This is a genomic window from Bacillus sp. AFS029637, assembly GCF_002584985.1.
In the GTDB taxonomy this organism is placed as follows: Bacteria; Bacillota; Bacilli; order Bacillales; family Bacillaceae_G; genus Bacillus_A.
In genome coordinates this window covers 20,953-46,203 of sequence record NZ_NUPZ01000042.1, presented here as the reverse complement: position 1 = coordinate 46,203, position 25,251 = coordinate 20,953, and the positions used below count along the sequence as shown (strand labels likewise).

23 protein-coding genes and 2 pseudogenes are annotated in these 25,251 nt (G+C 33.8%); 6 read left to right on the top strand and 19 right to left on the bottom strand.

The genetic code is table 11. From position 1 onward, the window contains the following. The first annotated feature begins 338 nt into the window (after nucleotides 1–338). Nucleotides 339–668, top strand: a complete 330-nt coding sequence (locus tag COE49_RS24405; RefSeq protein ID WP_088233298.1) for a YkvA family protein — start codon at nucleotides 339–341, stop codon at nucleotides 666–668. A gap of 63 nt (nucleotides 669–731) precedes the next feature. Here COE49_RS24405 and tdcB read toward each other — a convergent pair whose 3' ends face one another. The 11 genes from tdcB to COE49_RS24350 all read right to left on the bottom strand — a co-directional run bounded on the left by tdcB (nucleotide 732) and on the right by COE49_RS24350 (nucleotide 11,580). Further along, nucleotides 732–1,733 (bottom strand): bifunctional threonine ammonia-lyase/L-serine ammonia-lyase TdcB, encoded by a 1,002-nt coding sequence (gene tdcB / locus COE49_RS24400; protein ID WP_098253319.1) that lies wholly within the window; start codon nucleotides 1,731–1,733, stop codon nucleotides 732–734. A 106-nt stretch (nucleotides 1,734–1,839) separates the two neighbouring features. Continuing rightward, on the bottom strand, nucleotides 1,840–3,423 hold the full coding sequence (locus COE49_RS24395) for an aminotransferase class V-fold PLP-dependent enzyme (protein WP_098253320.1): 1,584 nt from the start codon (nucleotides 3,421–3,423) through the stop codon (nucleotides 1,840–1,842). A gap of 69 nt (nucleotides 3,424–3,492) precedes the next feature. Next, nucleotides 3,493–4,041: a glycerol-3-phosphate 1-O-acyltransferase PlsY gene (gene plsY / locus COE49_RS24390; protein WP_088233301.1), complete on the bottom strand. Its 549-nt coding sequence runs from the start codon at nucleotides 4,039–4,041 to the stop codon at nucleotides 3,493–3,495. Between the two features lie 136 nt (nucleotides 4,042–4,177). Next, nucleotides 4,178–5,077 carry a BadF/BadG/BcrA/BcrD ATPase family protein gene (locus COE49_RS24385; protein ID WP_088233302.1) on the bottom strand — a complete coding sequence of 300 codons (900 nt, stop codon included), beginning with the start codon at nucleotides 5,075–5,077 and terminating at the stop codon, nucleotides 4,178–4,180. Nucleotides 5,078–5,089: 12 nt separating this feature from the next. Then, entirely contained in the window at nucleotides 5,090–6,247 is a 1,158-nt protein-coding gene (gene anmK, locus COE49_RS24380; protein WP_098253321.1) for an anhydro-N-acetylmuramic acid kinase AnmK, read from the bottom strand. Between the two features lie 23 nt (nucleotides 6,248–6,270). Then, nucleotides 6,271–6,537 carry a hypothetical protein gene (locus COE49_RS24375; protein WP_088233304.1) on the bottom strand — a complete coding sequence of 89 codons (267 nt, stop codon included), beginning with the start codon at nucleotides 6,535–6,537 and terminating at the stop codon, nucleotides 6,271–6,273. 78 nt (nucleotides 6,538–6,615) lie between these two features. Then, nucleotides 6,616–7,899 carry a PTS sugar transporter subunit IIC gene (locus tag COE49_RS24370; protein ID WP_098946134.1) on the bottom strand — a complete coding sequence of 428 codons (1,284 nt, stop codon included), beginning with the start codon at nucleotides 7,897–7,899 and terminating at the stop codon, nucleotides 6,616–6,618. Between the two features lie 11 nt (nucleotides 7,900–7,910). After that, nucleotides 7,911–8,216 carry a PTS sugar transporter subunit IIB gene (locus COE49_RS24365; RefSeq protein ID WP_088233306.1) on the bottom strand — a complete coding sequence of 102 codons (306 nt, stop codon included), beginning with the start codon at nucleotides 8,214–8,216 and terminating at the stop codon, nucleotides 7,911–7,913. A gap of 488 nt (nucleotides 8,217–8,704) precedes the next feature. Beyond that, entirely contained in the window at nucleotides 8,705–9,538 is an 834-nt protein-coding gene (locus COE49_RS24360; protein WP_088233307.1) for a DUF3974 domain-containing protein, read from the bottom strand. Nucleotides 9,539–9,562: 24 nt separating this feature from the next. Further along, nucleotides 9,563–10,675, bottom strand: coding sequence for a toxic anion resistance protein (locus COE49_RS24355; RefSeq protein ID WP_140417543.1), 1,113 nt, complete (start codon nucleotides 10,673–10,675; stop codon nucleotides 9,563–9,565). Nucleotides 10,676–10,986: 311 nt separating this feature from the next. After that, nucleotides 10,987–11,580 carry an O-methyltransferase gene (locus COE49_RS24350; protein ID WP_088233309.1) on the bottom strand — a complete coding sequence of 198 codons (594 nt, stop codon included), beginning with the start codon at nucleotides 11,578–11,580 and terminating at the stop codon, nucleotides 10,987–10,989. A gap of 305 nt (nucleotides 11,581–11,885) precedes the next feature. Here COE49_RS24350 and COE49_RS27740 point away from each other — a divergent pair, with 305 nt between their 5' ends. Then, a complete protein-coding gene (locus COE49_RS27740; protein ID WP_001100984.1) occupies nucleotides 11,886–12,044 on the top strand; it encodes a hypothetical protein in 159 nt (52 codons plus the stop codon). Between the two features lie 245 nt (nucleotides 12,045–12,289). After that, nucleotides 12,290–12,922: a cupin domain-containing protein gene (locus COE49_RS24340; RefSeq protein ID WP_098253323.1), complete on the top strand. Its 633-nt coding sequence runs from the start codon at nucleotides 12,290–12,292 to the stop codon at nucleotides 12,920–12,922. 882 nt (nucleotides 12,923–13,804) lie between these two features. On the opposite strand, the gene COE49_RS24335 is transcribed toward COE49_RS24340, so the two are convergent. Then, on the bottom strand, nucleotides 13,805–14,113 hold the full coding sequence (locus COE49_RS24335) for an exosporium glycoprotein BclB-related protein (RefSeq protein WP_098253324.1): 309 nt from the start codon (nucleotides 14,111–14,113) through the stop codon (nucleotides 13,805–13,807). A gap of 136 nt (nucleotides 14,114–14,249) precedes the next feature. Between COE49_RS24335 and COE49_RS24330 the strand changes: the two are divergent. Further along, nucleotides 14,250–14,958: pseudogene (locus COE49_RS24330) on the top strand (transposase). Nucleotides 14,959–15,020: 62 nt separating this feature from the next. Here COE49_RS24330 and COE49_RS24325 read toward each other — a convergent pair. Then, on the bottom strand, nucleotides 15,021–16,334 hold the full coding sequence (locus tag COE49_RS24325) for a BclA C-terminal domain-containing protein (RefSeq protein WP_098946133.1): 1,314 nt from the start codon (nucleotides 16,332–16,334) through the stop codon (nucleotides 15,021–15,023). A 730-nt stretch (nucleotides 16,335–17,064) separates the two neighbouring features. Beyond that, on the bottom strand, nucleotides 17,065–17,679 hold the full coding sequence (locus COE49_RS24320; protein WP_098253434.1) for a helix-turn-helix domain-containing protein: 615 nt from the start codon (nucleotides 17,677–17,679) through the stop codon (nucleotides 17,065–17,067). 58 nt (nucleotides 17,680–17,737) lie between these two features. Between COE49_RS24320 and COE49_RS24315 the strand changes: the two genes are divergently transcribed. After that, the gene (locus COE49_RS24315; RefSeq protein WP_088233164.1) at nucleotides 17,738–18,322 is read left to right on the top strand and encodes a LysE family transporter; all 585 of its coding nucleotides are present in this window, start codon (nucleotides 17,738–17,740) and stop codon (nucleotides 18,320–18,322) included. Nucleotides 18,323–18,571: 249 nt separating this feature from the next. Here COE49_RS24315 and COE49_RS24310 read toward each other — a convergent pair whose 3' ends face one another. Further along, complete coding sequence (locus COE49_RS24310) at nucleotides 18,572–19,315, bottom strand: N-acetylmuramoyl-L-alanine amidase (protein WP_098253435.1); 744 nt, start codon at nucleotides 19,313–19,315, stop codon at nucleotides 18,572–18,574. Nucleotides 19,316–19,432: 117 nt separating this feature from the next. Here COE49_RS24310 and COE49_RS28530 point away from each other — a divergent pair, with 117 nt between their 5' ends. Then, nucleotides 19,433–19,681: a hypothetical protein gene (locus tag COE49_RS28530; protein WP_373605068.1), complete on the top strand. Its 249-nt coding sequence runs from the start codon at nucleotides 19,433–19,435 to the stop codon at nucleotides 19,679–19,681. 755 nt (nucleotides 19,682–20,436) lie between these two features. Here COE49_RS28530 and COE49_RS24300 read toward each other — a convergent pair. The 4 genes and pseudogenes from COE49_RS24300 to COE49_RS24290 all read right to left on the bottom strand — a co-directional run bounded on the left by COE49_RS24300 (nucleotide 20,437) and on the right by COE49_RS24290 (nucleotide 25,208). Next, on the bottom strand, nucleotides 20,437–22,233 hold the full coding sequence (locus COE49_RS24300) for an ABC transporter ATP-binding protein (protein WP_088233162.1): 1,797 nt from the start codon (nucleotides 22,231–22,233) through the stop codon (nucleotides 20,437–20,439). Then, nucleotides 22,226–23,980, bottom strand: coding sequence for an ABC transporter ATP-binding protein (locus tag COE49_RS24295; RefSeq protein WP_088233161.1), 1,755 nt, complete (start codon nucleotides 23,978–23,980; stop codon nucleotides 22,226–22,228). The genes COE49_RS24300 and COE49_RS24295 overlap by 8 nt, the downstream gene beginning before the upstream one ends. A 245-nt stretch (nucleotides 23,981–24,225) precedes the next feature. Next, nucleotides 24,226–24,315, bottom strand: a pseudogene (locus COE49_RS28175) (DUF1349 domain-containing protein); the annotation flags it as partial. A gap of 8 nt (nucleotides 24,316–24,323) precedes the next feature. Further along, entirely contained in the window at nucleotides 24,324–25,208 is an 885-nt protein-coding gene (locus COE49_RS24290) for a GNAT family N-acetyltransferase (RefSeq protein WP_088233160.1), read from the bottom strand. Between the last annotated feature and the right edge of the window lie 43 nt (nucleotides 25,209–25,251).

Below are 25,251 nucleotides of genomic sequence, written 5' to 3'. Positions count from 1 at the left end.
TACATTTTAATAACCATTTACAATTATAAACAAAATTTAGGATGTTATAACTATAAATTCATAAAAAAGAAAATACACTTGTCAGTTCTATTATTTTCATTCCCCTTCCCCCTTATAAAATGCATAATAATACCTAAATCATCCACATACATTTTACTGTACATATTTAGGTAGCGAAATAATGTGAATCATTGCATAACTCGCATTATTTTATTTTGAACAGGTAATTTCCTATTTTCATGGAAATATACAATAAGAAAATCAATAAAATTGATTATTCCCTCACTTCTTTGTCTATCCTTTTAAAAAATCTATGTTTTTGTAAAAGGAGTGTTTATATGGAGAAACAGACACTTTGGAAAAAATTCAAAAAAAGCTCAGCAAACCTCGGGAAATCTAGTGTATATGAAAGTATTATTTTGTACTATACAATGAGAAAAAAAGGGTTACCTACTAAAGCAAAATTCATCATATTAGCCGCTTTATCTTATTACGTATTAACAATCGACTTCATTCCGGATATAGCTGCTATTATTGGGATTGGCTTATTAGATGATATTTTAGCAATTGCTATAGCACATAAATATGTAATGCGGCACGCAGACAGTGAAATTCGAAAAAAGAGTAAAATCAAAATGGAGTCATTATTTACTTCCACACAAACATAATAAAAAAGGAGCTAAGATAATTTCTCTTAGCTCTTCTTTCATAAAATTAATGTTTTTCAAATACTATTTCACTTCATTCGCTACAAAAAATTGCTCACAAACACTCGAAATACGCTGTAAGTCTACGTTCCCGCCAGATATAACCGCTACTACTTTTTTCCCTTTAATATATGTATCCACTTTCCCTGCAAGTAGAGCAGCAGTAGCTAATGCACCTGCACCTTCTACAACAGCTTTACCACGCTGTAATAAGTCTTTCATCGCTACTTCTAACTCGCCTTCTGATACTGTTACAATATCATCTACTAATTCTTTTACAACTTCAAAAGTTAAATCGCCTGGTATTTTAACTGCGCAGCCATCTGCTATAGTAGGTGCCTCATAATGTTCTACAATCGTACCTTTGTCATAAGATGCCTTCATTCCATGAACATTATCTGCTTGGACACCAATTATATTAATGGATGGATTAAAAGATTTTAATGCAACAGCAATACCAGAAATAATCCCACCTCCACCAATTGGTACAATGACAGTATCTACATCCCACATATCATCAAGAATATCTAATCCTATTGTACCTTGACCAGCCATTACTTCTACATCGTCATATGGATGTAAATATGTTTCACCTGTTTCCCTAATAATCTCTTCACATTTTTCCTTTGCATCATCAAAAGTTTCACCATGTAAAACCACTTCAGATCCATATCCTTTAGTTGCATCAACTTTCGCCTGAGGTGCAGAAATCGGCATAACAATTTTACTCTTAATACCGAGTAAATGAGCAGATAAAGCAACTCCTTGCGCATGATTGCCTGCTGAACATGCAATAACTCCTCTTTCTTTTTCTTCGTCTGTAAGCTGAGACATTTTATTAAATGCACCACGGAATTTAAAAGAACCCGTTAATTGCATATTTTCTAATTTCAAATGAATTTCTCCGCCGGTTTTACTGGTTAAATAAAAAGATTTTACTAATGGCGTTTTACGGGCATTTCTGTCTAAAATGTTTTGAGCTTTTTTAATGTCTGCTATATGTAATGGTAGTTTTTTAGTTATCATACTAACACCTCTTCTAATGATTTATAATTTACTGTTTGTCTCATTCCTAAGCTTTCGTAAGTAATAATCCCTTTATACGCAATCTACTATGTTAAAAAATCATTTCTCATATATGTACGCTATTCTTTAAAGTACACATATGTAAACAATTCAACATCCTCTTCATATCACGTTCTTTGTAATGATTCAGGCATGCGATTTGGATCCAGTTATTCTTTTGTAAATACGCTGATTCGTAATGGACAATATATCCTTGTAACGCTAAGGCATCGCCTGTCGCCTTAGAAGACTGATCTTCATTTAATTGAATGGTAACTATAATTGGCGCGGCATGTTCTTTAGGTGAAACAAGATTTAAACCCATATTAGTAATAGCTTGTTCAATATATGCATACGTCTCTTTTATTTTTTTAAATGCTATTTCGCCTTCAAATCTCTTCAATGCTTCTTGCAAAGCATAAATTAAATTCCATGAATGAGAATATGGAATGCTTTCATTTTCTTCGTACATACCAATGTCCATATAGGCCGGTAATGTCTCGTTTACTTTCACATTGTGATTATGAAAAACGAAAGATAATCCAGTAAACGATTTAATTGCCTTTCCACTAACACCGCTTGCAAAATATACATCCTTCAAATCTATCGGTATTGCTCCAATCGAACTGATACAATCTACACATAGTTTCACTGTATACTTTTTACATAAAACATTTAGCTCATCTAAATTATTTAACATTCCAGTTGAAGTTTCATGGTGAACAAACCAAAGCCATTCATAATTTCCAGTTCCCATTATTTTTTCTAATTCTGTATAAATAAACGGTTCTCCTATTTCTTTTTTATACGTATCAAAATGTAATTGCGCACGTGTTGCATGTCCCACTAATCTATTACCAAACTCCCCATTTGTTAATACTAGTCCTTTCCCTTTTAAAGAGCGTAACTGTAATGCGATCGCATCATTCGCTAACGTCCCTGTTCCTAACATGATTTGTACACGCTTTGCTTTTGTCATCTGAAGTAATCGTTTCTTTACATTGCCCATCGTCACTTGAAATGACTTAGAGCGATGCGAAATAGGCTTAGTAGAAAATGCCTTTCGAACATTTTCTTCAATATCTACTGGACCAGGTAAAAACGTGTATTCTTTCGTCATAATACCCCCAACGCTCGACTCTTCAAACATAGCAGGGGTAACATACATTGGCTGGAAAGCTGCTGCTTCTGTACCAACTAACGTATGGAAAGGTTTGAATCCCATTTGCTCATATAAAGGTAGTTCACGTGTTGTGGCTGAAATGAGTGCCAATTCATATCCATTTAGAAGCAAATAACGATGTAAAAAGCGAATTAAACCTAACAACGCTCTCCCATTTCGATATTCACGTTCTACTGAAAGCAAACGAATTTCATATACATTTTCTCCATGTTCTTGCAAATAAAAATCTAGATTTGGAATTTTATAATCTAACGAAAATGGTCGTTTTCCTCGCAACGCAACCATACCTACTAACTTACCCGCATCTAAACAAATTAAATATGTATTTTCTTCATGAAAACGATCAATACGAACACGCTCTTTCGTTTCTTCATGTTGCGGAATTTCTTCTACAAAAGTTTTATAATTTAATTTATGTATACTTTCAAATTCCCAATCTTGATCAGCAACTTTATAAATTAACCCCATGTTGTATCTCCTTTGTGCATTTAATAAAAATTATAAGTGGAGATAAACTCCACTTATTAAAAGTTCATTTCATTCTCGATTTACATATAAAATAAGTACAATTATAAGTGCACTTATAATTGTCGTAACAATAGAGTAAGAATACAAAATCATGCAAATTGGTAAACAAGCAATTGTAATTAACCCTGGCTTTGTAAATCCTTTAAATATTAAATACAATACAATGAAAATGCCTATAAGAGTAAGCGCTATCAAATAATCGAATGCGATGAGTCCTCCAATAAATGTTGAAATGCCTTTTCCGCCCTTGCCTTTAAATAAAACTGGGTAAATATGTCCAATGATAACGGCCAATAATGTTAACATTACGAATGTAGAATCTTCAAAAAGGTATTTTGCAATAGAAACTACGATTGCCCCTTTGATTGCATCACCTAAAAATGTAGCGATAAAATACCCTTTTCCATATACGCGCCCCATATTTCTTGCGCCAGGATTCCCGCTTCCTTCATCCCTAATATCAACGTTATGTCTCCACTTTGTTACGATATAAGCGGTCAATATGTTTCCGAATAAATAAGAAACCACCAAATACAAAAACTGCATACTATTAATCATGTAATCATTCACTTTCTACATGGGAATACATATACAATATTCAATGACTACCTATATTGTACGTTTTTAACATACATCCCTTTATACATTTTAACATCATATTTTTACAAATCATACCAAAATATCATTTAATTATTTATACTTTAAAATATAAATCCTTCATTAAATAATATGTCCCTTTCGCTGCTAGTTCTGATTGTGATACAAATGTAACTTCTCCCATACTTTTCCCACAGCATTTCTTAAATTCAGCATATATTTCAGAAACGAAACGTAATATGCTGCCACTTACTGCAATTGGAGTTGATAAATCAAACTGCATCTTGTTATAAATATCTACTGTAATTCTTGCTAATTCTTTTCCAGCTTGCGTCATAATTTCATGTGCGTCATCATTCCCATTTCTCGCTTCCTCAATAATGAATGGTGCAATTGCTGCAACTTTATCTTTTGAAGAGCTATATACTAGTCTTTTTATGTGAGACGATGTCAAAAGTTGAAACCGCTCTTGAATCCTTAAGCTTAATGGACAAAGTGTAACTCCTTGATCAAATTGATTTGCCATTCTCTTTAAACCTTGTAACGCAATCCAATATCCGCTTCCTTCATCTCCTAAAATATGTCCCCATCCCCCGCTATACTCGTACACTTCTCCCTTTTTCCCAATACAAATTGCACCTGTACCGCCAATCGTTAAAATTCCATCCTTCCCTCTTAAAGCAGCCGCATGTGCAATCATTGCGTCATTAAAAACTTCAATTTGTGTTCCGTACTTCTTTTTTAGACGTAATGTTAATTCATCTGTATTTGCTCCACTTATACCTGCTAATCCTAAACAAATACATACGCATTTCTCATTTATTAAACTTTCCCGACATTGATCAATCGAATCCATAATATGTGAAAGTGCGTCCTTATAATCTATTAATATATTTCCAAATCCACTCGTACCTCTTGCAAGTTCATTTCCATCTTGATCAAAAGCAATCGCCTCTGTCTTTGATCCCCCACCATCTACTCCAATCATATACTTCATAGTATGTTCGCCTCATTTTCTTCTTATTGGAGGGAAAGTTATATTCCCTAAAACTACAGATTTCTTTGCACCTGTTGCGCTCGGCACATTACTCGGATTACGATGATGCGTTTCGTTTGCTAAAATTGCAAATGCGATTGCTTCTTTCGCTGCGGAAGAATAGCCTATATCTTCTTGAATAAAAATTGCGCATTTTTCTTCTTTCAATCCATTTCGTACCATTTCAACAAGTGTATCATTATAACTTCCACCACCCCCTAAAATCACCTCATCGATTTTATAATACGGCAAAATAAACTCCTTATAATGATGAACAATTGAAATTGCTGTAAACATCGTGACAGTGGTCAATATACTTTCTTTACTATACTTTTCAAATCGTTTTAATAATTCACTTACAAACTCTTTTCCAAATTGTTCTCTACCAGTTGACTTCGGTGGACTCATTTTCAAAAATGGATGGTTCATACAATAATTCAAAATTTCATCTACAATTACTCCCTGTTTTGCAATCTTACCATTTTGATCATATGGCAACTGAAATAACCTTTGACAGACTTCATCAATTACCATATTCCCTGGACCTGTATCAAAAGCTATAACGCTCTTATCGCTCCGTTGACTTGGTATTACAGTAACATTACCGATCCCGCCAATATTTTGTAGGAGTCTATTTTTAGTTTGATGACGATACAAAATGACCTCTGAATATGGCACAAGTGGCGCACCTTGTCCCCCTGCTGCCATATCCATCGTTCGGAAATTAGAGATAACCGTCGTGTTCGTTTCGTATGCTATAACTGCTGGTTCTCCAATTTGCAATGTGGAAGGAATCATATTACCATCTTGTTTTGGCTGATGATAAATCGTTTGTCCGTGAGAACCTATTAAATCTAATTTTTCCAATGATACATTTGACTCTTTACAAACTTCCTTTACAGCGTTTGCAAAACATAAACCGAGCTTAAAATTCAAACTGCATATGAGTTGGACATTTGAATTTTCTATTGATAAGGATTGTTGTATTTCATTTTTTATATCGTTACAAAATGGAACAGTATTAAAATGTATGAGTTCGACCTTAGATTTTACACCACTCCCTTCTATATGGACGAGCGCTACATCTATTCCGTCTAACGATGTACCGGACATTATCCCTGCAATATACATAACGTGCATGCCCCCCCTATTCACTAAAAAACAATTATGTAAGTAAACAACGTACAACCTACAGAAAACACTATAAATCTAATAAACAACTGGACTTTCGATACAAATGTGCCATCAATGAAAGAAACAACAATCGTAAGCAAAACACTTGCTGCAATACTTGTAACGAGCCATATACTATGCATTTGTGATAGATTTAGCATCCTTAATAAAGGTACAAAAAGTAAATTTGCACAAATCACTCCAAATAATAATAAAAATACACCTTTATAACTAAATTTTATATTCATTCCATTTCACCCTCTCTAGACTTAATATGAAAGAAGTGATAGACAAAGAGCCTATCACTCAAAATAACAGTATAATGTTTACTGATTAACAGATTCCCCGTCACCGCTCTTTTCTATTTCAAGCATATTTTTGTCGTACATTTTAAAGAATGGTAAATAAATAAGGAATGATATTGCTATATTTATAAAAACTAATACAACTGCACGCCAATCTCCACCTGTAGCTAAATAAGCGCCAATTGGAGCTGGTAATGTCCACGGCGGCATTATATGAGTTGGTGTTACAAATCCCATTACAGTTGCAACATACGCTATAGTAGCTGTTACTAGCGGTGTAATGACGAAAGGAATAATTAAAATTGGATTCAGTACAATCGGTAAACCGAAAATAACCGGTTCATTAATATTAAAAATTCCAGGTACAATACAAGTTCTCGATAATGCTTTCGAATATTTTGATCTACCAAATACAATCATCGCTAACACAAGACCTAACGTTGCACCCGAGCCACCAATCCAAATAAACCATTGATAAAACGGCTCTGGTGCAATGAATGGAAAATGGCTCGCACCACTCGCTACAGCTTCACCGTTCTTCCCTAAATACACATCCCAAAGCGGCCTCGCAACAGTTCCTACAACTGATACACCATGTATGCCGAAAGACCAGAAAAATGTAATTAAAAATACAGGTATAATAACGCCAAAGTAACTATCACCTGCTTTTACTAACGGGGCGGCTAATTTATCTACAACATAATGTACATCAACTTTAAAAACAATCGTAATAAGACTCATAATAATAATAACGAAAGCTGCAGGTATAAGTGCTTCGAACGAACGCGATACTGATGGTGGTACTTGTTCTGGCATTTTGATTGTTACGTTATTCTTTTTACAAAATCTTAAAATCTCAACTGATAAAATAGAAACAATCATCGTCACGAATAATCCATGACCTCCGAGATTTGTCATCGGAAGCATAAACCCTTTTTTATCGATTAATTCAGGGGTTAATGTTAATAGCAGTGAACATACTGCAAGCTGCGCTCCCGATAAAGCATCTAACTTATAACTTTTCGCTAAATTATACCCTATTCCAAATGCTATATATAAAGACATAATAAACATCGTTAACCGATATGGTATTAATATACTTGTTTGATTTTTTAATGCCCAAACTGATATGAAACTATCTTTCGGTAATGGCGGAAATGCTATGATTAAAAAGAAACTTCCAACGATAATAAATGGTAACGCCGAAATAACTCCATCACGGATTGCTTGTAAATGCCTCTGTTCAGAAAGCCTTGCCATCGGTCCAGATAAATTTTTATCAAGAAACGTGACAAACTTATTCATAACGCTTCCCCCTAACTAATTAATTCATTTACAGTTTTCAATAATGTTGGTCCACCAAGCGGTGTGTATGCTTGCGGCGGTATGATACCACATGGAACAGATTCCTCTTCTGCAAGTTTTTTTACAGAATCAAATCGATGTCTAATTTGAGGGGCAACCATTACAACATCCCAACCATTCTTTACTTCTTCTTCCACCTCACTTGTTCCAATTGCATGCACTTCCATGTTTACACCCTTTTTCTCCGCCTCTTTTTTTAAAGCGTTTACAACAATTGCGCTGGACATTCCTCCAGAACAAACGAATAAAACCTTCATTATTGAATCCTCCTATGCTTATAAATTATTTCCTTCAAATGAAAGAAAGTTTCACTTTACTAACAAGCATATGAAGTAATGAAACGATTTAGTTATATTGAAAGTAAATTTCATTAAAAATATTCCTCCTATTAAATTAATGTTTCAATATCATTTTCTCTCAATTGAAAGGCCAACCTGACCTCGGATAGTATTTTAAATAAACATATGATAGGAAGGCGTATAAATGATCGTTAAACGTTTATTATTGATATGTTGTATCGTCATCTTTTTTATTCCTTTCTCTTTTATTTCCACTCATATAACCAACCTATTCATAAAAGAAACCGTCCCATAATACCTTTTGGGACGGTTTCTTTTCATATTATGGCTATTATTAAATTATATCGTTAATACTGTAATTTCTGATTACAGTATTATTTCTATCAAAAATAAAAAGAGATCCCTCAAAAAAGTGATAACTTAAAACTTTTTTAAGGGAACCTCTCTTATTTATTCTTAAACTTCTCAGTCGCTGCTCTCATCTTCACATTCAAATCGTGATCAATGGAATCACGAATGTCTCGCTCTACTTCTTCCATTTCTTTTTTGAAATTTTGCAAGTAGATTTTTAATTCTTCTTCTTTTTCCGGTCGTTGTGACGGTGGTAATTGTACTACTAACGATAACATCGCAGTTAAATCTTTCATTAAGAACGTTTCAAGTTTATGCTGTTGTTCAAACATACGCTGCTCTTGATAGTATGGCAATGCATTCAATACTGAAATTGTAATGTCATCAACCGTTCTTTGTAATGAAGGATTGATTGAGCGCTTATACGCTTGAATTGTATTCAATGCATCTGGATATCGATCATAAAAATACAATTTATAAAACGATAAGTCTGTCGGTTTTACTGTTTGTTGTGATTCTTGCCTTAAGAAATCTTTCACTTTCATCGCAGCCACATCGATATCTTCATTTGTAAGCTTTTTCGTTGTTTTTGCCATTACATGTACTTTTTTCTGCTTTTCTTTCGGTAACATAGAGAATACTTGCTCTCTCGTACGTTGTCCTGATGTACAGAAAAGAGTATTTAATGTATGCTGTTCTTTCTTCCCTTCCGTACGAATCCAACGATAAAAGAGTGGGTGCTGCGTAAATTCTTGTAGAAACGGTATTGATTTATTCGATAACTTTTCTAAAGAATCGTGTGCTCTTTTATATGGTTTCGTCCATGAAAAATACAGTTTTCGTCCGAAATATACAACTAATACAACGACAGTAAATGCGATTAAAAGTAATGTACCTAATAGTACTAGTACTGTTTGAATGAAACTCATTTTTTCACCTCCTCTAATAATCTGTTATTTCCTTGGACGTTGAATGAGTTTCTGCTTCATCTCATCGTTAAATGTGTCTAGCTCAATAACGAATTTCTTACTAGATTCGATAATCCGTTCTGAAGATTTCTCAGAAGCTTCAATAGCCGCAAATACATTTTGGAATGATTCGCGTAATTTATCCATGCTAATAGCAGGATTTTCAAGGAGTTTTGTTGTTTCTTCTGTATTTTGTTTTAACGCTTGAGAATTGCTTAATACCATCGATTCAATCGCTTCATTTGTCGCATTCACTGCATCAATTGTTTTACGTTGATTCGTTAATGCTAGCTGAATAGCAGCTGACACTGTTACAACGTTTTGCGTCATCGTAATGGCATTACGAATTGCTTCTGTTAATTTTTCATTATTTTTCTTAATAATGTCTACAGATGCGATAGATTGTAATAATACACTTTTTGCTTGCTGCATATTACGTGTACGTACAAGTATCTTTTCTAATGCATCATTAATTAATGGAATATCTCTTTGACGCTCTGGATTGTGTTTCTCAGCTTCTAGCATACCAGCAAGCTTTTTCCCTAAGTATACTTGTTTATCAAGAGCGTGAATTTTATCGTGCGATTGCTCCTTAAGCATCTCAAGACCAACTGTATCTTCTTGTAAGTTATCACGGCCAATTAAAAGCGATCTTATAATCTCCTCAATTTGCTTATCTATAGACTGATATTTATGCACGTATGTTTCAAGAGGGTTTTTCTTAAATACTTTAAACATTATTTTTTTCATACCACTTGCTTTTAATGAATTCGGATCAAGTTCAGATACCACTTTTCGTAACTCTAACAATGTATTTGGAATTTCTTCATTTTTCCCATTCATCATCGCTGTTACAGGACGTTTTAACGCTGATAACGTTTGTCCTGCTGCTTGTTGCTCTTTATCCCCTAAATCTCCTAGCTGAGACAATACTTTTGATAAATCCGTATTTTGCTCGCTATTTAACTTTTGTACATAAAGATCTGCTTCTTTATTCAGTTCCTCTAGTTCTTCATCTTTTATAACTGTATCTACTACTACCTCTACATTATTGTCTTTCACAATCGATACAGGTTCTTTTTTCTCGAGTTCAGTCAACAAAATCGCTCCTTTATTTATATGTGCGAATTTATATGCACTATATTTCATCTATTATATCGTATTTCATATACATTTTGACTGCTTGAAATCGATTTTTTAGAAATGCCTGTTTATGCAGTCATTCCCTGTTTCTTACTATAAGTATACCTGTAATCAACATAATTTTCCTCAGACTTAAGACCTAGAGAACAACATGCTGAAGACGGATTCTTCGTATGTTACCTATATAATTTGTGTTCTTCCTTTTTGCGGCGCTCATTTTTTGACAGCTATCCGCTTTCAATGTGATAATTACATTACGCTCACATCTATTTATTCTTTCGAGCTACAAATGCTCCCTTTTGAAACGCTAATAACACCGTTTCAAACGTATCATCCTCTTCGATCATTTTTATAAACTCAGCTAATTCACTTGCATGAGAAGTTGCATTATCGATAACAAGAAGACCTTTTGGTTGTAACATACGTTTAATATGCTCAAGCCACCACATATATTGCGTACGCTCTGAATCTAGGAAAATAAAATCAAATGAGTGATCTAATTGTGAATCTAAAAATGCCCCCGCTTCTTGATTATGAACATCGATTCTTTGCAAAAGGTTTGCCTTTTCAAAATTTACAAGCGCCTCTCCAACTCGTTCTGAAGAAAGCTCGACCGTTGTTACATTTCCATTTGTTTCTTCTACCGCATTTGCTATCCAAAGTGTAGAATAACCATTAGAAGTTCCAATTTCTAAAATGTTTTTTGCATTACACCCTTTAACTAAAATCGATAAAAATTGCCCCATCTCACGAGAAACATTCCGCAATTTTTCTTCCCTTGTTTTTTTATTTCTATCATGCTCTTCTCCATATTGTTCAAGTTGCAATAATAATGAATCTAAAGTATCCATTCTTTTCATCGCCTTTCCAAGCAATATGATGAAAAAGCTCTTGCTGCCCGTCTACTTTTTATTATATGCGAAACGAAAGCCTTTTTCCCGTTATATGACAAAGTTTTATAATTTTTTATAGCATATTGTTTCGTTTTTTGGTAAAGTTAATTTCTACGTGCAATTATTCCATTCATATTATTTCACATTAAAATTGCAGTTATAAAATAATATAAACCCCATTGAAATGAATCGGTATTTCAAATTCAATTAAGCGCCCTTTTCGGACGCATTTTCTTTTGTTTATATATTTCTAGAGGAAAGGATGCTTACTTATGAACGTGATTAGCTTAGATGCTGCTAGAAAGCGAAAGCAGCACAAAAAATTAATGATTACTATACCGATTATTACACGTATTTATGAAGAAGACGGGGAAATTAAATTTGAGGTAGCTGGAGAAAAAGATGTACCTCTTGAAATGTTAGAAAAGTAATAAAATAAAGACGCATTCCCGTGAAATGCGTCTTTATTTTATATTTCCACATTTAAATGCATAAGTTTTTCAGGATTAACCATCATATAAATATCCATATTAACATTATTATAAATACGAAGTACCACCTACGTTATTTATGAAATAGGTAAATTTATTATGATACCGACAACTGCACATAACAAACACTAGACACATATCCTAATTTTGTACCTTACTTACTAATAGAAAGGCGGGTAATACAAATGACTTCCAATATCGACTACACATCTCCTTCAACCAATTTCACTTATGACTTGGGTAAAAGTAATTTTTTTACGAAAGATGCCCAAAATTATATAAACGTTCTTGGCATAAAACAATTAAACACTTTAGAAAATACTTCTTTATTAGATATTTATTTAAGTACAGGTAATGTTGTAGAACCACATATTCATCAAAATGCAGCTGAACTTGTTTACTGTATTTCTGGGTCTGCTGTTGTTTCTTTACTTAATCCATTTACGAATCAAATATTAAACTTACCGATTCAACCAGGGCAGGTTGCCAACATTCCGCAAGCATGGTGGCATTATGAAATCGCTTCAGCAGATCATACTCATTTATTAGCGATTTTCGATGCTCCAACCCCAGAAGTTATTTTCGGTTCTGATATTTTAAGATTAACTCCCGCTAATATAATGGCTCATACTTATTGCCTCAATGAACAACAATGGAAACAAGCGGTATCCCCTATTCAATCTACTACGGTAATTGGTCCTTCGGCAAACTGTAATCAAAACCGAGGAATGATAAATCCACCAACTCCTCCTCCTAATCCACAACAAAATTTATATTACCAAGATTCATATTATTTCCCACCATATTGGGGCTACTGATTTAAGTCATTTCTATTAGAAAACTAAATTAGAAAACTAAAATTCATCTCCTCGGAAAACCCTTGGAGATTTTTTTAATAGCAACATCTTAATTTCCTATTCTTTATCGTAACGATTAATAGAGCTAGTACATATAATAATTATATATTTAATTGGAGGTGATAGTACTATGAGTAATTATAACTATCAACAAAACTACACTCATAATAAAAATAGTAGCTCGTCAACATCCTCTCAGTCTTCGAATTCTCAATCTTCCAATTCCCAATCGCAAAGAGATTTAGCCGAGCAAGGCTATGTAAAGAAAAAAGGATGTAACTGTAATAAAAATAAGTAAAACATTTCAAAAATACTATATTCAGCCATAAAAATTAATACTATTTTTATAAAATGCACCTATAGGATAGACACTAAAAAGTCTATTCTATAGGATATTTCTTGTATAATGAGAGAAAATTGAAATCGTAGAAGGTTCAAAATGACAATTTTTCACCGAAAGAGATATTCAAATTCTATCAAATAACCCATACATAAAATCTGTAAGTCAGAGAAGTGCGTAAAGAAGATGACTCCTGCTGGATACAAAAATCCTCTTCTTGATGTTGCCTAACTTTTTTCAAAATGTCCTTTACAAAGGGTACTGATTATTAGTAGTATTCCTTTTTAATTTTCCTAAAATTCAAACTTAAATCTAACACGCTAAGAATAAAATTATCTATATTAGTATACAAATTGTATAAATGCTAGAACTATATCCTAAAATTATAACTGTGTCTAAATACACCTAATTCCATTAGGTGCTCAAGTACAATTATTTAACAGAAAAGGCGCAATCATTAAGATTACGCCTTTTCTTCTTAACATAGTAACATTCTCTTGTACCTAAAGAATAGTTACCCCTCCACTCGCATAACCAGCTGCAGTAGTAGCTGCTGAAATACCTGTAGTTGTAATAGAGAATACCATTAACAAACGTGTCTGTGGAGTTACTGATATCGTTAATCCAGGTGTAATGCCACTGCGAATCGTACCAACGTTAATAAGACCCTTTAGAGGAGGTGCTAGCGTTACCGAAGCACCTTCTATCGGTGTGAAGATATTATTAGGTGTTGTAGATTCGTATAACTGCGCCGTAATGGTAACATCTACCCCTATAATATTCATTTTGTCATTTGAAGAAAATGTAGTCAAAAAAGTGTCCCCCAATTGTTAAAGAGTGTGTAACAATTGAGGGCACTTCTGAAGTGAACCCGAATAGTGGTACATGAAAAAAACAACTCCTGAATTCGCATACTAAGTATGCAAATTCAACGGAGGTGTTTTTCATTTGAAAGAAAGAGTGTATTACCCAGAAGAAGTAAAGTGGAAAGTGATTGAGATGAAAAAGGATGGTTATTCAAATCGTATCAATATGGAAACACTCGGAATTAAAAATGTTTCCCAAATTAAGAAATGGATGAAATGGTATCGTACAGATCAAACTCATCGTTTTCAACAACCTGTAGGAAAGCAATATTCTTATAGAAAAGGACCAAAAGAAGCTAATTGAACTGGAACAGCTACGATTAGAAAATAAACACTTAAGAACAAAATTACTTGTATGGGGAAAGTAGCTGGAAATCAAAAGGAGCTGAAACCACATACCGTTATTACTCTATGGAATGAGTTGAAAACAAACTCTAACATTAGCGATGAAGACATTAAAACAAGCAATAAAAGGGCAAAAAGTAAAAGGTGTCATCCTTCACTCAGATCCGGGGAGTATTTATACTGCGAAGGAATTTCAAGCGTATGCCAAAGAAAAAGGCATTATCACCAGCATGTCCCGGAGAGGAAATTGCCATGATAATGCCGTCATGGAAAGCTTCTTTGGTCATTTAAAAAGCGAAGCTTTCTATTCACAAAAGATAACAAAAGTATCCAACACAACTTTGTGAAAGATTGTGCTAGAATACATTCATTACTACAATTGTGTGCGAATTCAAGAGAAATTAAACCACCTATCCCCTAAAGAATATAGGGAACAGATGGTTTAGGTGTTTTGATAGGTGTCCCGTTTTCGGGGTTCACTTCAATATAGGAAGGATTTTTTCATTTTTTATGAAACTTGCACTATTGTTAATGTAGCGCCAGCACTTCCAGGTAATAAAGTAGCGGCGCCGAGTAATCCGAACAACTGTAATTTTATAGTACTTGCTGCTGTTAACGATACTATAATTGTATTATTAAACTCGCTAGCTGAAAGTATTGGAGTAATTGTAGAAGCTGTATTAGGCGCACCATTAATAATTAATCGTGTACTTAGCAATAGAGCTGCGGTTAAATTGACTCCATAGTTAATTAAATAACGACCAGTATTAGGAACGGTGAAAATAGTATTTGTACCATCAACTGTAATACCACCAGATAAATTTTGATCACTAGGAAGAGGTACATCAGTTCCAACTACAATTACACCGATTAGTGCGCCCGTAGTATTAGCGGCGAAACTTGATACATTTGTAGTACTAGTCCCCGTAGGTCCCGTACCTCCCGCTGGGCCTGTTGCTCCTGCTGGGCCTGTTGCTCCTGCTGGACCTGTTGCTCCTGCTGGACCTGTTGCTCCCGCTGGACCTGTTGCTCCTGCTGGACCTGTTGCTCCTGCTCCTGTTGCTCCCGCTGGACCTGTTGCTCCCGCTGGACCTGTTGCTCCTGCTGGACCTGTTGCTCCTGGGTCTCCTGTTGCTCCCGTTGCTCCTGCTCCTGTTGCCCCCGCTGGACCTGTTGCTCCCGCTGGGCCTGTTGCTCCCGCTGGACCTGTTGCTCCTGCCGGGCCTGTTGCTCCTGCTCCTGTTGCTCCCGCTGGACCTGTTGCTCCTGCTGGGCCTGTTGCTCCTGCTGGGCCTGTTGCTCCTGCTCCTGTTGGACCTGCCGGACCTGTTGCTCCTGCTGGGCCTGTTGCTCCTGCTGGGCCTGTTGCTCCTGCTCCTGGAGTAGCAGCAATTAGTTGAACTAATAAGTTTAATAGAATTTGTAAACATGCAGGGTCAATAATTAACGAATAGAAGAATGGTGGAAGAGCGCTGTAGAATTGTTGTAATAAGGAAAGTAATTCGCTTAAGTTTGGATTAGGAGATTGTAGTACAGTGATAATACTTTGAATTAATTGTTTTAAATATTTACCTTCTGAAGAAGGTGGTAATTCATTTAGTAAATCCAGTAGTTGCGTAAACAAGCCGAGTAAAACTAATCTGTTTGCGTTACTTGGATTTGCAAAAAACGCTGCAACTGCCGAAATTAAAGATTTTAGTATAGCTTTTAATCGCCCTAATTGCTCATTAGAAATTGGAACTGTTTGTGGATTATTACAACAATCTGGTGTAAAAACTATCGGATTGCAGTGATTATGACCAAAACAATTATTATGTGTCATTTATTTCCTCCTTACTTATTTTGTATTTGAGTGTTTTCCTATTTTAAGAACAATATGAAATGTAATAAAAAAAGAATTTATATTATATGTTTAACTTAAAATAGAAAACATGAATTATAATTAAAATACTATTTAATTATGTTCATGACTCACATATTAATTATATGTTTTTAATAATTGACTGCTTAGATTATTCACCTAAACTGAAGAGTTTATTTTATTTTTCCACGTTTATCTCTTAGGTCCAAACACACATTTTAATTTGAATACAAAAACTCAAATTAACCATTAACTTATATTCCGCAAGTAACAACACCACTTTTCACATATAAATATAGATTATTTCTTTACTAAAACTGGGTTTGCCTTTAAATAGGAAGCCGTTTCTATTATAGAAAGTTCTCATACAATATAGCGGACAAGTTATTCTATACTTCAAATAAAATATGAAAAGATATGAAATTTAATTACCAATCATTCAACCATTTATGGCATCTAGAAGATTTACATCCCCTTCTACCCATGTTACATTAAATGTGAAGACAGTTTCTCCTTTACGAACCATCTCAATACGTATTTGAGGAACACTCTCCAGTCCTATACACGAGAACAATACTATGTTGACACTCAAATGAGTGTCTTTTTTTGTGAATTACAAAAATAAAAACCATCTCTCAAAGATGGCCTTATCATTACACCTTTCTTTATATTACTAAATGTAAGTGCACGCTTATGAAACAGGATAATAAATTGTCATGCTTAATCGAGTTAATGTTCGACCAGAATTTTTATAAGTGTGCGATCTATCCGCCATAAAGCGAATTGAATCTCCGTTACTTAATGTATATTCGCAATCATTTACTTCAACTATCAATTCTCCTTCGAACACTGTTATAAATTCTTCCGTTCCTTCTTTATGCGCTTCCGAACTTAATCTTCCTCCTGTTTCAATTTCAATTGTATAAATTTCAAAATGTCTATCATCTTGGAAAGGAAAAGAGGTATAAACTTTATATTTCCCATTGTCTTCAGACAATACTTGAACATCATTTCGTAAAACAACTTTCGTATCCGGCTGTGGATTATTGATTAAGGAAGTAAAAGACACTTTCAATCCATTTGCAATTTTCCATATTGTTGTTAACGTAGGACTTGATTCTCCTCTTTCAATTTGTCCAATCATCGTTTTACTTACACCAGTTAATTGTGAAACCTTTTCTAAACTTAATTTTTCTTTCTCTCGAATTATTTTTAAATTTTTCGCCAGAATAAGTTGAATTTCTTCCATAAAAAACACCTCTACACTATATACAATATAACGACCGTTATGTATAATAAAAAGCACACGTTATATTGTTCTTTTCGGTCATTATAACATACTATTTTATCAGGAGGGTTTTGAAATGCCTATATTTTCTTTTTTATTATTTGTTTTTATAAGTAGCTTCACACCCGGTCCTAACAATTTTTTAGCGATGACATATGCCAATCAACATGGGTTAAAGAGGAGCATACAATTTTGCATTGGCGTAGCTCTTGGTTTTTTCATACTTACTTTCTTATGCAGTTTCTTTAATGTTGTCCTCATTAATATACTACCCATAATCGAATTACCTTTAAAAATTTTAGGTGTAGCGTACATGCTATATTTAGCTTTTAAAATACTTACTAGTAAAGGCAATACAGAGCCCACTGAAAAAAGTAATACAAACTTATTTACAGTGGGGATTTCCCTTCAATTTGTTAACCCTAAAGGGATATTATTCGGACTGACTGTAGTATCGACTTTTATACTCCCTTATTACCAATCTTATTTAAGCTACGTTTTCTTTTCCTTATTTCTAGGTTTAGTCGGTTTAATGAGTACGTTTAGTTGGAGCCTATTCGGTTCAATGTTTCAAAAAATATTATTAAAACATACTCGATTATTTAACATCCTTATGGCTATTTTATTAGTTTTCAGTGCATTTTCAATTGTAGTAAATTAAATTCAAATCCTATATTTCTTTTCTTATTAAAGATATTTTTCACCAATAAAGTTGAGATTCTCAATGTATTTTCCACTTACGGGCAGTCCACTACCTAACCTAATTCCTTTGCATTCGCCTAATTTTGAGATAGGCATCTTACTGCCCAGCAAATAGCGGGATAAAATTAGAAAAAGAGGATTACTAAAAACAAGTAGTCCTCTTTTTCGATCTATCGCTATTTAACTCTGCCACTAAACCAAAATATTTTTATTTAACTTCATACCACCAACCTTTACGATCTAGGTAGTCCGTCATTCCATTAAGTTGTGCATCTGAAGTTGGTTCAGAAATAAAATACGTTAAACCATCAGATTGTAAGATGAAATTAGCTGTCATTTTTAAGGACGTTAATGCCCCCATAACATCAGGCGTTTCATATGGTGAAAAAGCTCCTGATTGGATGATATTTTTTTTTGATGGTGGAGGCGGAGTTGCCCCACCTGATTGTCCAGTTAATGCGTATACAATTGAATTTGCAATCTTATCTGGATTCCATTTTGCCATATCTGCTTCATTATCTATAAATCCAAGTTCAATTAAGATTGCAGGTGCTTTCGTATTCGCTAACACATAAAGATCTTTTCTTTCCTTCGCACCACGATTTGACCAACCAATATCTTTTGAAAGTTGCGCTGCTACTTTTGCTGCTAACGCCTGCTGGTCATAGTAAAGCACTTCAACACCATTAGCATTCGTATCATACGAGTTTAGGTGAAATGAAATTACTAAATCTACATCGTGTGAGTTAGTTTTTGTTACAATGTTACTTAAATTTTGTGCTTGTGTTGTTCCTACCTCATCAGTATCATCATAAACTGTATGTCCCAATGCTCTTAATTTATTTACAACTGCATCCTTAACTTGGCGGTCCATAATGTGTTCTTTCCGATTCCCATAATTTGCACCCTGTACAATACTATTGTGGCCTCCATGTAAACTATATCTAGCCATTGTTCTACATCCCCTTTTTTATTAATATATTCAAAGCTCGTCTTATTGTCCGACCAAATATTCAATATAGTTACAACAAACAATAAATAGGGCGCTAATCTATTTAAAAATTTTTCAATTCTAGATTATCTATTTTCTAAAACAAAGAACTTCAAAAATAAAAACCACAACTATCGTTTTAAGTTGTGGAATCTGTATTTCTTTTGGGGAAGTTTTGTAATTCTGAACAGCTTCATATTACTATTAACACACGCTTTAGATTTAACGCATATTCTTCTTTATTCAACCAAAATTGCTCTTGAGGTTGTTACGATACCACGTAAATTATTTCTTCCATCTGTCACTGAGGCTGCTAGTTTTTGCTAAAAAACACTTTACATATTGTTACGTAATATATATAAGGATATCTGTTTTCTAATTATCGTTGCAATTTTAAAATAAAATTTTGATCAGTGGGGATTTCCTTCATCCCCACTGATTATTAGCCTTCACCAATCTGACTTTTACGGACAGCCCAATCCCCACACCTAACCTCTTTGCTGAATTTTGAGATAGGGGATCTTACTGCCCGCAAACAGTAGGATAAAATATGCAATATTTCATATTTTATTATCTCAATATTACTTTATTAACTTTCAATCAATAGAAGTCCGCTCATAACACGCTATAAATCAACATTTACAATTTAATTCCTTATTTAACTTTTATGATTTTATTTTTAAACACTATATTCGAATAATTATATTGGAATTTCCTGTTCTATACATCTATATATATTTTGTGTATTATGTAACAGAAGAGTAATTAAAAGACTTACTCTTTGCTATTGAGGGAAGAGCCTGAGAGCCATATCAGGCTCTTCTTTGTCTATATACCCTGTCAAATACAGATTTGATAACACAAACAAAATACTAATTCCTTAAATCTGACTTGTTATATACATCCAATTCTTTCGTTGTTAATTTCTCTTCGGAATTTAGACACTTCCATTTTGTTATAGTTCTGTTTTCATACGAAATTCAATTATTTGGACTGAAGTACGTTACGTATAATGAATGTGCAAAAATATTAAAAATGCGATTTCTCCTTTCTAGAGAAACCGCACCACATGAATTTTCTTATTAAATTTTAAACTGACTTGTATATAAATCGAAATAAAACCCTCGATCCTCCATAAGAGATTCGTGATCTCCTCGCTCTAAAATACTACCATCTTTTATTACGAGAATTTGATCTGCCTTTTCAATTGTTTTGAGTCGATGAGCGATTACAAAACTTGTTCGACCACTCATTAAATTGTTTAGCCCTGTTTGAATTTGTAATTCTGTTCTCGTATCAATATTCGATGTCGCTTCATCAAGAATTAAAATATCTGCATCCGCTAAAATTGCACGTGCAATCGCAAGAAGTTGTTTTTGCCCTTGACTTAAATTCGATCCTTCTGAAGCTATTTCTGTTTCATATTGATTCGGTAAATGCTTAATAAAAGAATGTGCTGATGCTGCTTTAGCTGCATTGATTACTTCTTCATCACTAGCATTTAATCGGCCATAACGGATATTATCCATAATCGATCCAGCAAATAAATACGTATCCTGTAACACTACTCCTATTTTACTTCGTAAAGAATTAATATCATAATCCTTTATATCTTTTCCATCAATTTGAATTTGGCCTTGCTGTATATCATAAAAACGAGTTAATAAATTAATGATTGTTGTTTTTCCCGATCCAGTCGGACCAACTAAAGCAATTGTCTCTCCAGGATTCGCCTTAAGACTCACTTCTTTTAAAATCATTTTATTTTCCGCGTAGCCAAATGAAACATTCTCAAGTGCGACATGCCCCTGCAGATTTTCTACAACAAATGCATCTTTTTTATTTTGAATTTCTGGAACTTCATCCATAATTTCAAAAACACGTTCCCCGCCAGCAACTGCCGCTTGAATTGTATTCATTAAAGTTGCAAATTGACTTAATGGTCTTGAGAATTGACGCGAATAATTAATAAAAGCTGCAATGACACCTACTGTAGTCATTCCATTTAAAACCATAACTGATCCAGTTCCGATTACAAGCCCCATTCCCAAGTTATTAATAAAGTTCATACTCGGAAAAATAAAGGCTGAAAATGTATCCGCCTTCGTAGCTGAAATTCTTAGTTGTTCATTAATTTTGTTGAAATTTTGTACAGTTTCTTTTTCTTTCCCATATAACGTTGTAACATCCGCCCCTGTTATAGCTTCTTCAATAAATCCGTTTAATTCTCCTAAATCTTTTTGACGCTTCGCAAAGTTTTTACCACTATATGCAACTAGTTTTTTTGTAACAATAAACATAATAGGTACTGTAATTAAAGTTACAACTGCTAAAATCCAATCTAATGCGAACATCGCAATCGTCACACCTATAAAAGTTAACGCTGATGAAATAATTTGCACCACACTTTGTGTCAACGCTTGATTCAAATTATCTATATCATTTGTCACACGACTCATTAAATCGCCTTGAGAACGTACATCAAAGAACCGTAAAGAAAGTGTTTGGATTTTCTCAAAAATATCTTGACGTATTTTTTGAATTGTTTTTAATGCAACGTTAATCATGACGTACGTTTGTAGCCATGTTAAAAGCACCGTTACACCGTAAATCGCTATAAGTAGCATACACATTCTTGCCGTACCGCTTAAATCTTTCGGTACAATATATTGATCTATAATTACACCCATAAAATACGGACCTAATAACCCAAGTAACGTCGTAACAAATACTAGAAATATAACGAACATAAGCGCAGCCTTTTGATACCCCATATAGTTCCATACACGCACTACAGTTCCTTTAGTATTTTTCGCTTTTCCCATCTTCGGTGCGTTACGTCCACCTTTATTTGCAAATTGTCCTTGAAAATTACGCATGTTCTTTCCCACCTTCTTTATGTAAATTGCCACCTTGGGAAAGATAGATTTCCTGATATACATCACATTGTTCTAACAGTTGTTCATGAGTACCATCACCAACTAATTCACCATTATCTAGTACGAGAATTTTATCAGCATCTATTATAGATGAGATTTTAGAGGCAATTAATAATGTCGTAGTTCCTTTATATTCTGTTCTTAATGCTGATTGAATATTGGATTCTGATTTAGCATCAACTGCTGATGTAGAATCATCTAAGATAAGAATGGATGGTTTTCTTACAAGCGCTCTTGCAATAGATACGCGTTGTTTTTGTCCACCTGATAAATTTGTCGCACCTTGTGTTAAATTATATTGATAAGATTCTTCCAGTTTGTTGATAAACTCCGTCGCACAAGCTGATGAAGCTGCTGTTTCCAGTTCATCGCGCGCGGCATCTTCTTTACCATAACGTAAATTCCCTTCAATACTTCCTGAAAATAACAATGCCTTTTGGGGTACAAAACCTATTGAAGCACGCAATTTTTGTAAATCGTAGGATTTAATATTTATTCCATCTATACATATTTCACCATGATCAACATCATAAAGACGTGGTAATAGTTTAGCTAAAGTAGATTTCCCACTACCTGTTGATCCAATAATCCCTACTTTTTCCCCTTTTCGTATACTAAATGAAATATCTTTTAAAACATATTCATTATTTTTCGCGTAACTATAACTTACATTTTTAAAGTCAATATTTCCTTCGACCTCCTCAGGTACAAACGCGTTTGCTTCGCTCATAATATCAACTTCAGTATTTAAAACTTGCTGTACACGATCTGCGGATGGAAAAGCTCGAGCAATTTGAATAAATACCATACTAATAGACATAAGTGACATTAAAATAATATTCAAATAGTTAATAAATGCTAAAATCGCTCCCACTTGAAGAGTTCCATTAAATACTTTTTCTCCACCAAGCCATAATGTGGCGACAATCCCGCCACTTACAACTAGCATAATGATTGGCATCATTAATGAAATAAGCTGCACAGCTCGAATATTTATCTTCGTTAAATTTGTATTAACATTTCCAAACTGACCAATTTCATATTTTTGTCTTACATACGCTTTTATAACACGTACACCAGATAAGTTTTCTTGTAACTTTGTATTCACTTTATCTAGTGCCTCTTGTACTTTTTTAAACGTTCCGCTCGCTTTACTTGCAATTAATATAATCGCTAGTAATAAAATCGGAACGACTACAAGTAATATAGGAAATAATTCTCGAGCTGTTACAAAAACGATAATTATACTTCCTATAAATAACAACGGGCCACGAACAAGAACACGCAATGTCATCGTCATCGCCGATTGAATTGAAGTAACATCATTTGTCACGATCGTTAGTAATTTTCCTGTTCCAAATGAATCACGATTATTGCTAGAAAAAGTTTCTATTTTTGCAAAAACATCTTTTCTTATGTCTGTTGCGAAATTAACAGCTGCTTTTGTAGAATACATCATACACCCAAGTCCTCCAACTAAACCGAGCGCCGCTGCTCCTATCATAAGAAGCCCCATTTTTATTACATAATTTAAATCCCGATTTGCAATCCCAACATCAATAATATGTTGCATAATAGTCGGTTGAATTAAGTCCATCGCAACCTCAAGTACCATAAATAGCGGTCCAATAATAGCGAAGAACATGTATGGTTTTAAATATTGTAATAACTTACGAAATGATTTCATACATAATCTCCTTTTCCCATGAAATTACCAGTGAATAATTCAGATCCCTCCTTATTTAAGCGATATATTTTGTAATTTCTTCATTACTTCTATTATATTATGTAAATTAATATTTAACATTATTAAATGATAAGTATTAATTCCTATCTGGTCAATAAATTTGCTTTTTATCATGGAAATACAAAAACCGCATTCTTCATTATAAGAATGCGGTTTTCCATCTATATTTGTTCAATTGTAAAATTTTAAAATTCAGTCTCGAATTCATTATTATTAGATGAACTACATGTGTAAAAATCTATTTTAACAGGCTTGTCATCTATATCCTCCAGCAAAATACTTTTTAAAACTCCGTTAATACTGGGAATTTATACCCTTTAAAATCTAACGCTTTACTACTTCGAACCATCAAATACTTACTAGACTGTAATTCTGTAAATTGTACATCCTCAATTCCTAATTGATCTGGAGAAAAATAAAATTCGATTTCTGTAAATTCCTCATTAATTTCCTCACATAATTCATCTAAAACTGGAAGTACCGGTGCGAACACTCCAAATAACTTCAACTTTTGATCTTTTACTTCATATACAATTAAAGCATCTAGTTTTTCTGAATAATACAGTTTTTCATTCCAATTTGAGTTATACATATTCAAATAAAGTGAAGATTGGAAGTTTAATGTTGAAAATATGTTCGAAAGCCTTTGACTATTATCAACAGCCTCATGTATTAACTGTCTATCCTCTTCAGTATAATAGTCTACCTTTCTAAGTAAAGAATCCTTATTATTATTTTTATCGTATGGTATAGTCATCAGATGTTCTTGCACAACTTTAAACCCAAATGATGTATATAATTCAGGGGTTTCAGTAAACAATAACGCACACTCACATTGCTTATCGATTTCTTCTATCATCTTACGCATTAATTGCGTCATTAGTCCTTGTCTACGAAAACTAGGGTGCGTCATTACTGATTGGATGGCTGCTGCATGTATTCTTTCACCATCTAGTAGCAATGGTAGTGAAAATGCTGCAACATTTGCAATCACTTTATCTTCGTGTAAACATGATAAAGCTTTATATGTATCATCCCAATATCCTTTCTTCGAAAAATCATTCAATGTTTGACTTGTAATACCAAACACTTCTTCAAATAAAGGAAATAACTGCTCTCTTTCTGGTTCTTCTATTAGAAGATTTGCAAATTTTTCAACATTACCCATGTTGTACCTCCATACGTCAATTCCATTAAATTAGATATACTTG

Excerpts from the sequence above, each read along its gene's own strand:
- COE49_RS24405 (WP_088233298.1), top strand. The coding sequence starts at position 339 with ATGGAGAAACAGACACTTTGGAAAAAATTCAAAAAAAGCTCAGCAAAC.
- tdcB (WP_098253319.1), bottom strand. The coding sequence starts at position 1,733 with ATGATAACTAAAAAACTACCATTACATATAGCAGACATTAAAAAAGCT.
- COE49_RS24395 (WP_098253320.1), bottom strand. The coding sequence starts at position 3,423 with ATGGGGTTAATTTATAAAGTTGCTGATCAAGATTGGGAATTTGAAAGT.
- plsY (WP_088233301.1), bottom strand. The coding sequence starts at position 4,041 with ATGATTAATAGTATGCAGTTTTTGTATTTGGTGGTTTCTTATTTATTC.
- COE49_RS24385 (WP_088233302.1), bottom strand. The coding sequence starts at position 5,077 with ATGAAGTATATGATTGGAGTAGATGGTGGGGGATCAAAGACAGAGGCG.
- anmK (WP_098253321.1), bottom strand. The coding sequence starts at position 6,247 with ATGTATATTGCAGGGATAATGTCCGGTACATCGTTAGACGGAATAGAT.
- COE49_RS24375 (WP_088233304.1), bottom strand. The coding sequence starts at position 6,537 with ATGAATATAAAATTTAGTTATAAAGGTGTATTTTTATTATTATTTGGA.
- COE49_RS24370 (WP_098946134.1), bottom strand. The coding sequence starts at position 7,899 with ATGAATAAGTTTGTCACGTTTCTTGATAAAAATTTATCTGGACCGATG.
- COE49_RS24365 (WP_088233306.1), bottom strand. The coding sequence starts at position 8,216 with ATGAAGGTTTTATTCGTTTGTTCTGGAGGAATGTCCAGCGCAATTGTT.
- COE49_RS24360 (WP_088233307.1), bottom strand. The coding sequence starts at position 9,538 with ATGAGTTTCATTCAAACAGTACTAGTACTATTAGGTACATTACTTTTA.
- COE49_RS24350 (WP_088233309.1), bottom strand. The coding sequence starts at position 11,580 with ATGAAAAGAATGGATACTTTAGATTCATTATTATTGCAACTTGAACAA.
- COE49_RS27740 (WP_001100984.1), top strand. The coding sequence starts at position 11,886 with ATGAACGTGATTAGCTTAGATGCTGCTAGAAAGCGAAAGCAGCACAAA.
- COE49_RS24340 (WP_098253323.1), top strand. The coding sequence starts at position 12,290 with ATGACTTCCAATATCGACTACACATCTCCTTCAACCAATTTCACTTAT.
- COE49_RS24325 (WP_098946133.1), bottom strand. The coding sequence starts at position 16,334 with ATGACACATAATAATTGTTTTGGTCATAATCACTGCAATCCGATAGTT.
- COE49_RS24315 (WP_088233164.1), top strand. The coding sequence starts at position 17,738 with ATGCCTATATTTTCTTTTTTATTATTTGTTTTTATAAGTAGCTTCACA.
- COE49_RS24310 (WP_098253435.1), bottom strand. The coding sequence starts at position 19,315 with ATGGCTAGATATAGTTTACATGGAGGCCACAATAGTATTGTACAGGGT.
- COE49_RS24300 (WP_088233162.1), bottom strand. The coding sequence starts at position 22,233 with ATGCGTAATTTTCAAGGACAATTTGCAAATAAAGGTGGACGTAACGCA.
- COE49_RS24295 (WP_088233161.1), bottom strand. The coding sequence starts at position 23,980 with ATGAAATCATTTCGTAAGTTATTACAATATTTAAAACCATACATGTTC.
- COE49_RS24290 (WP_088233160.1), bottom strand. The coding sequence starts at position 25,208 with ATGGGTAATGTTGAAAAATTTGCAAATCTTCTAATAGAAGAACCAGAA.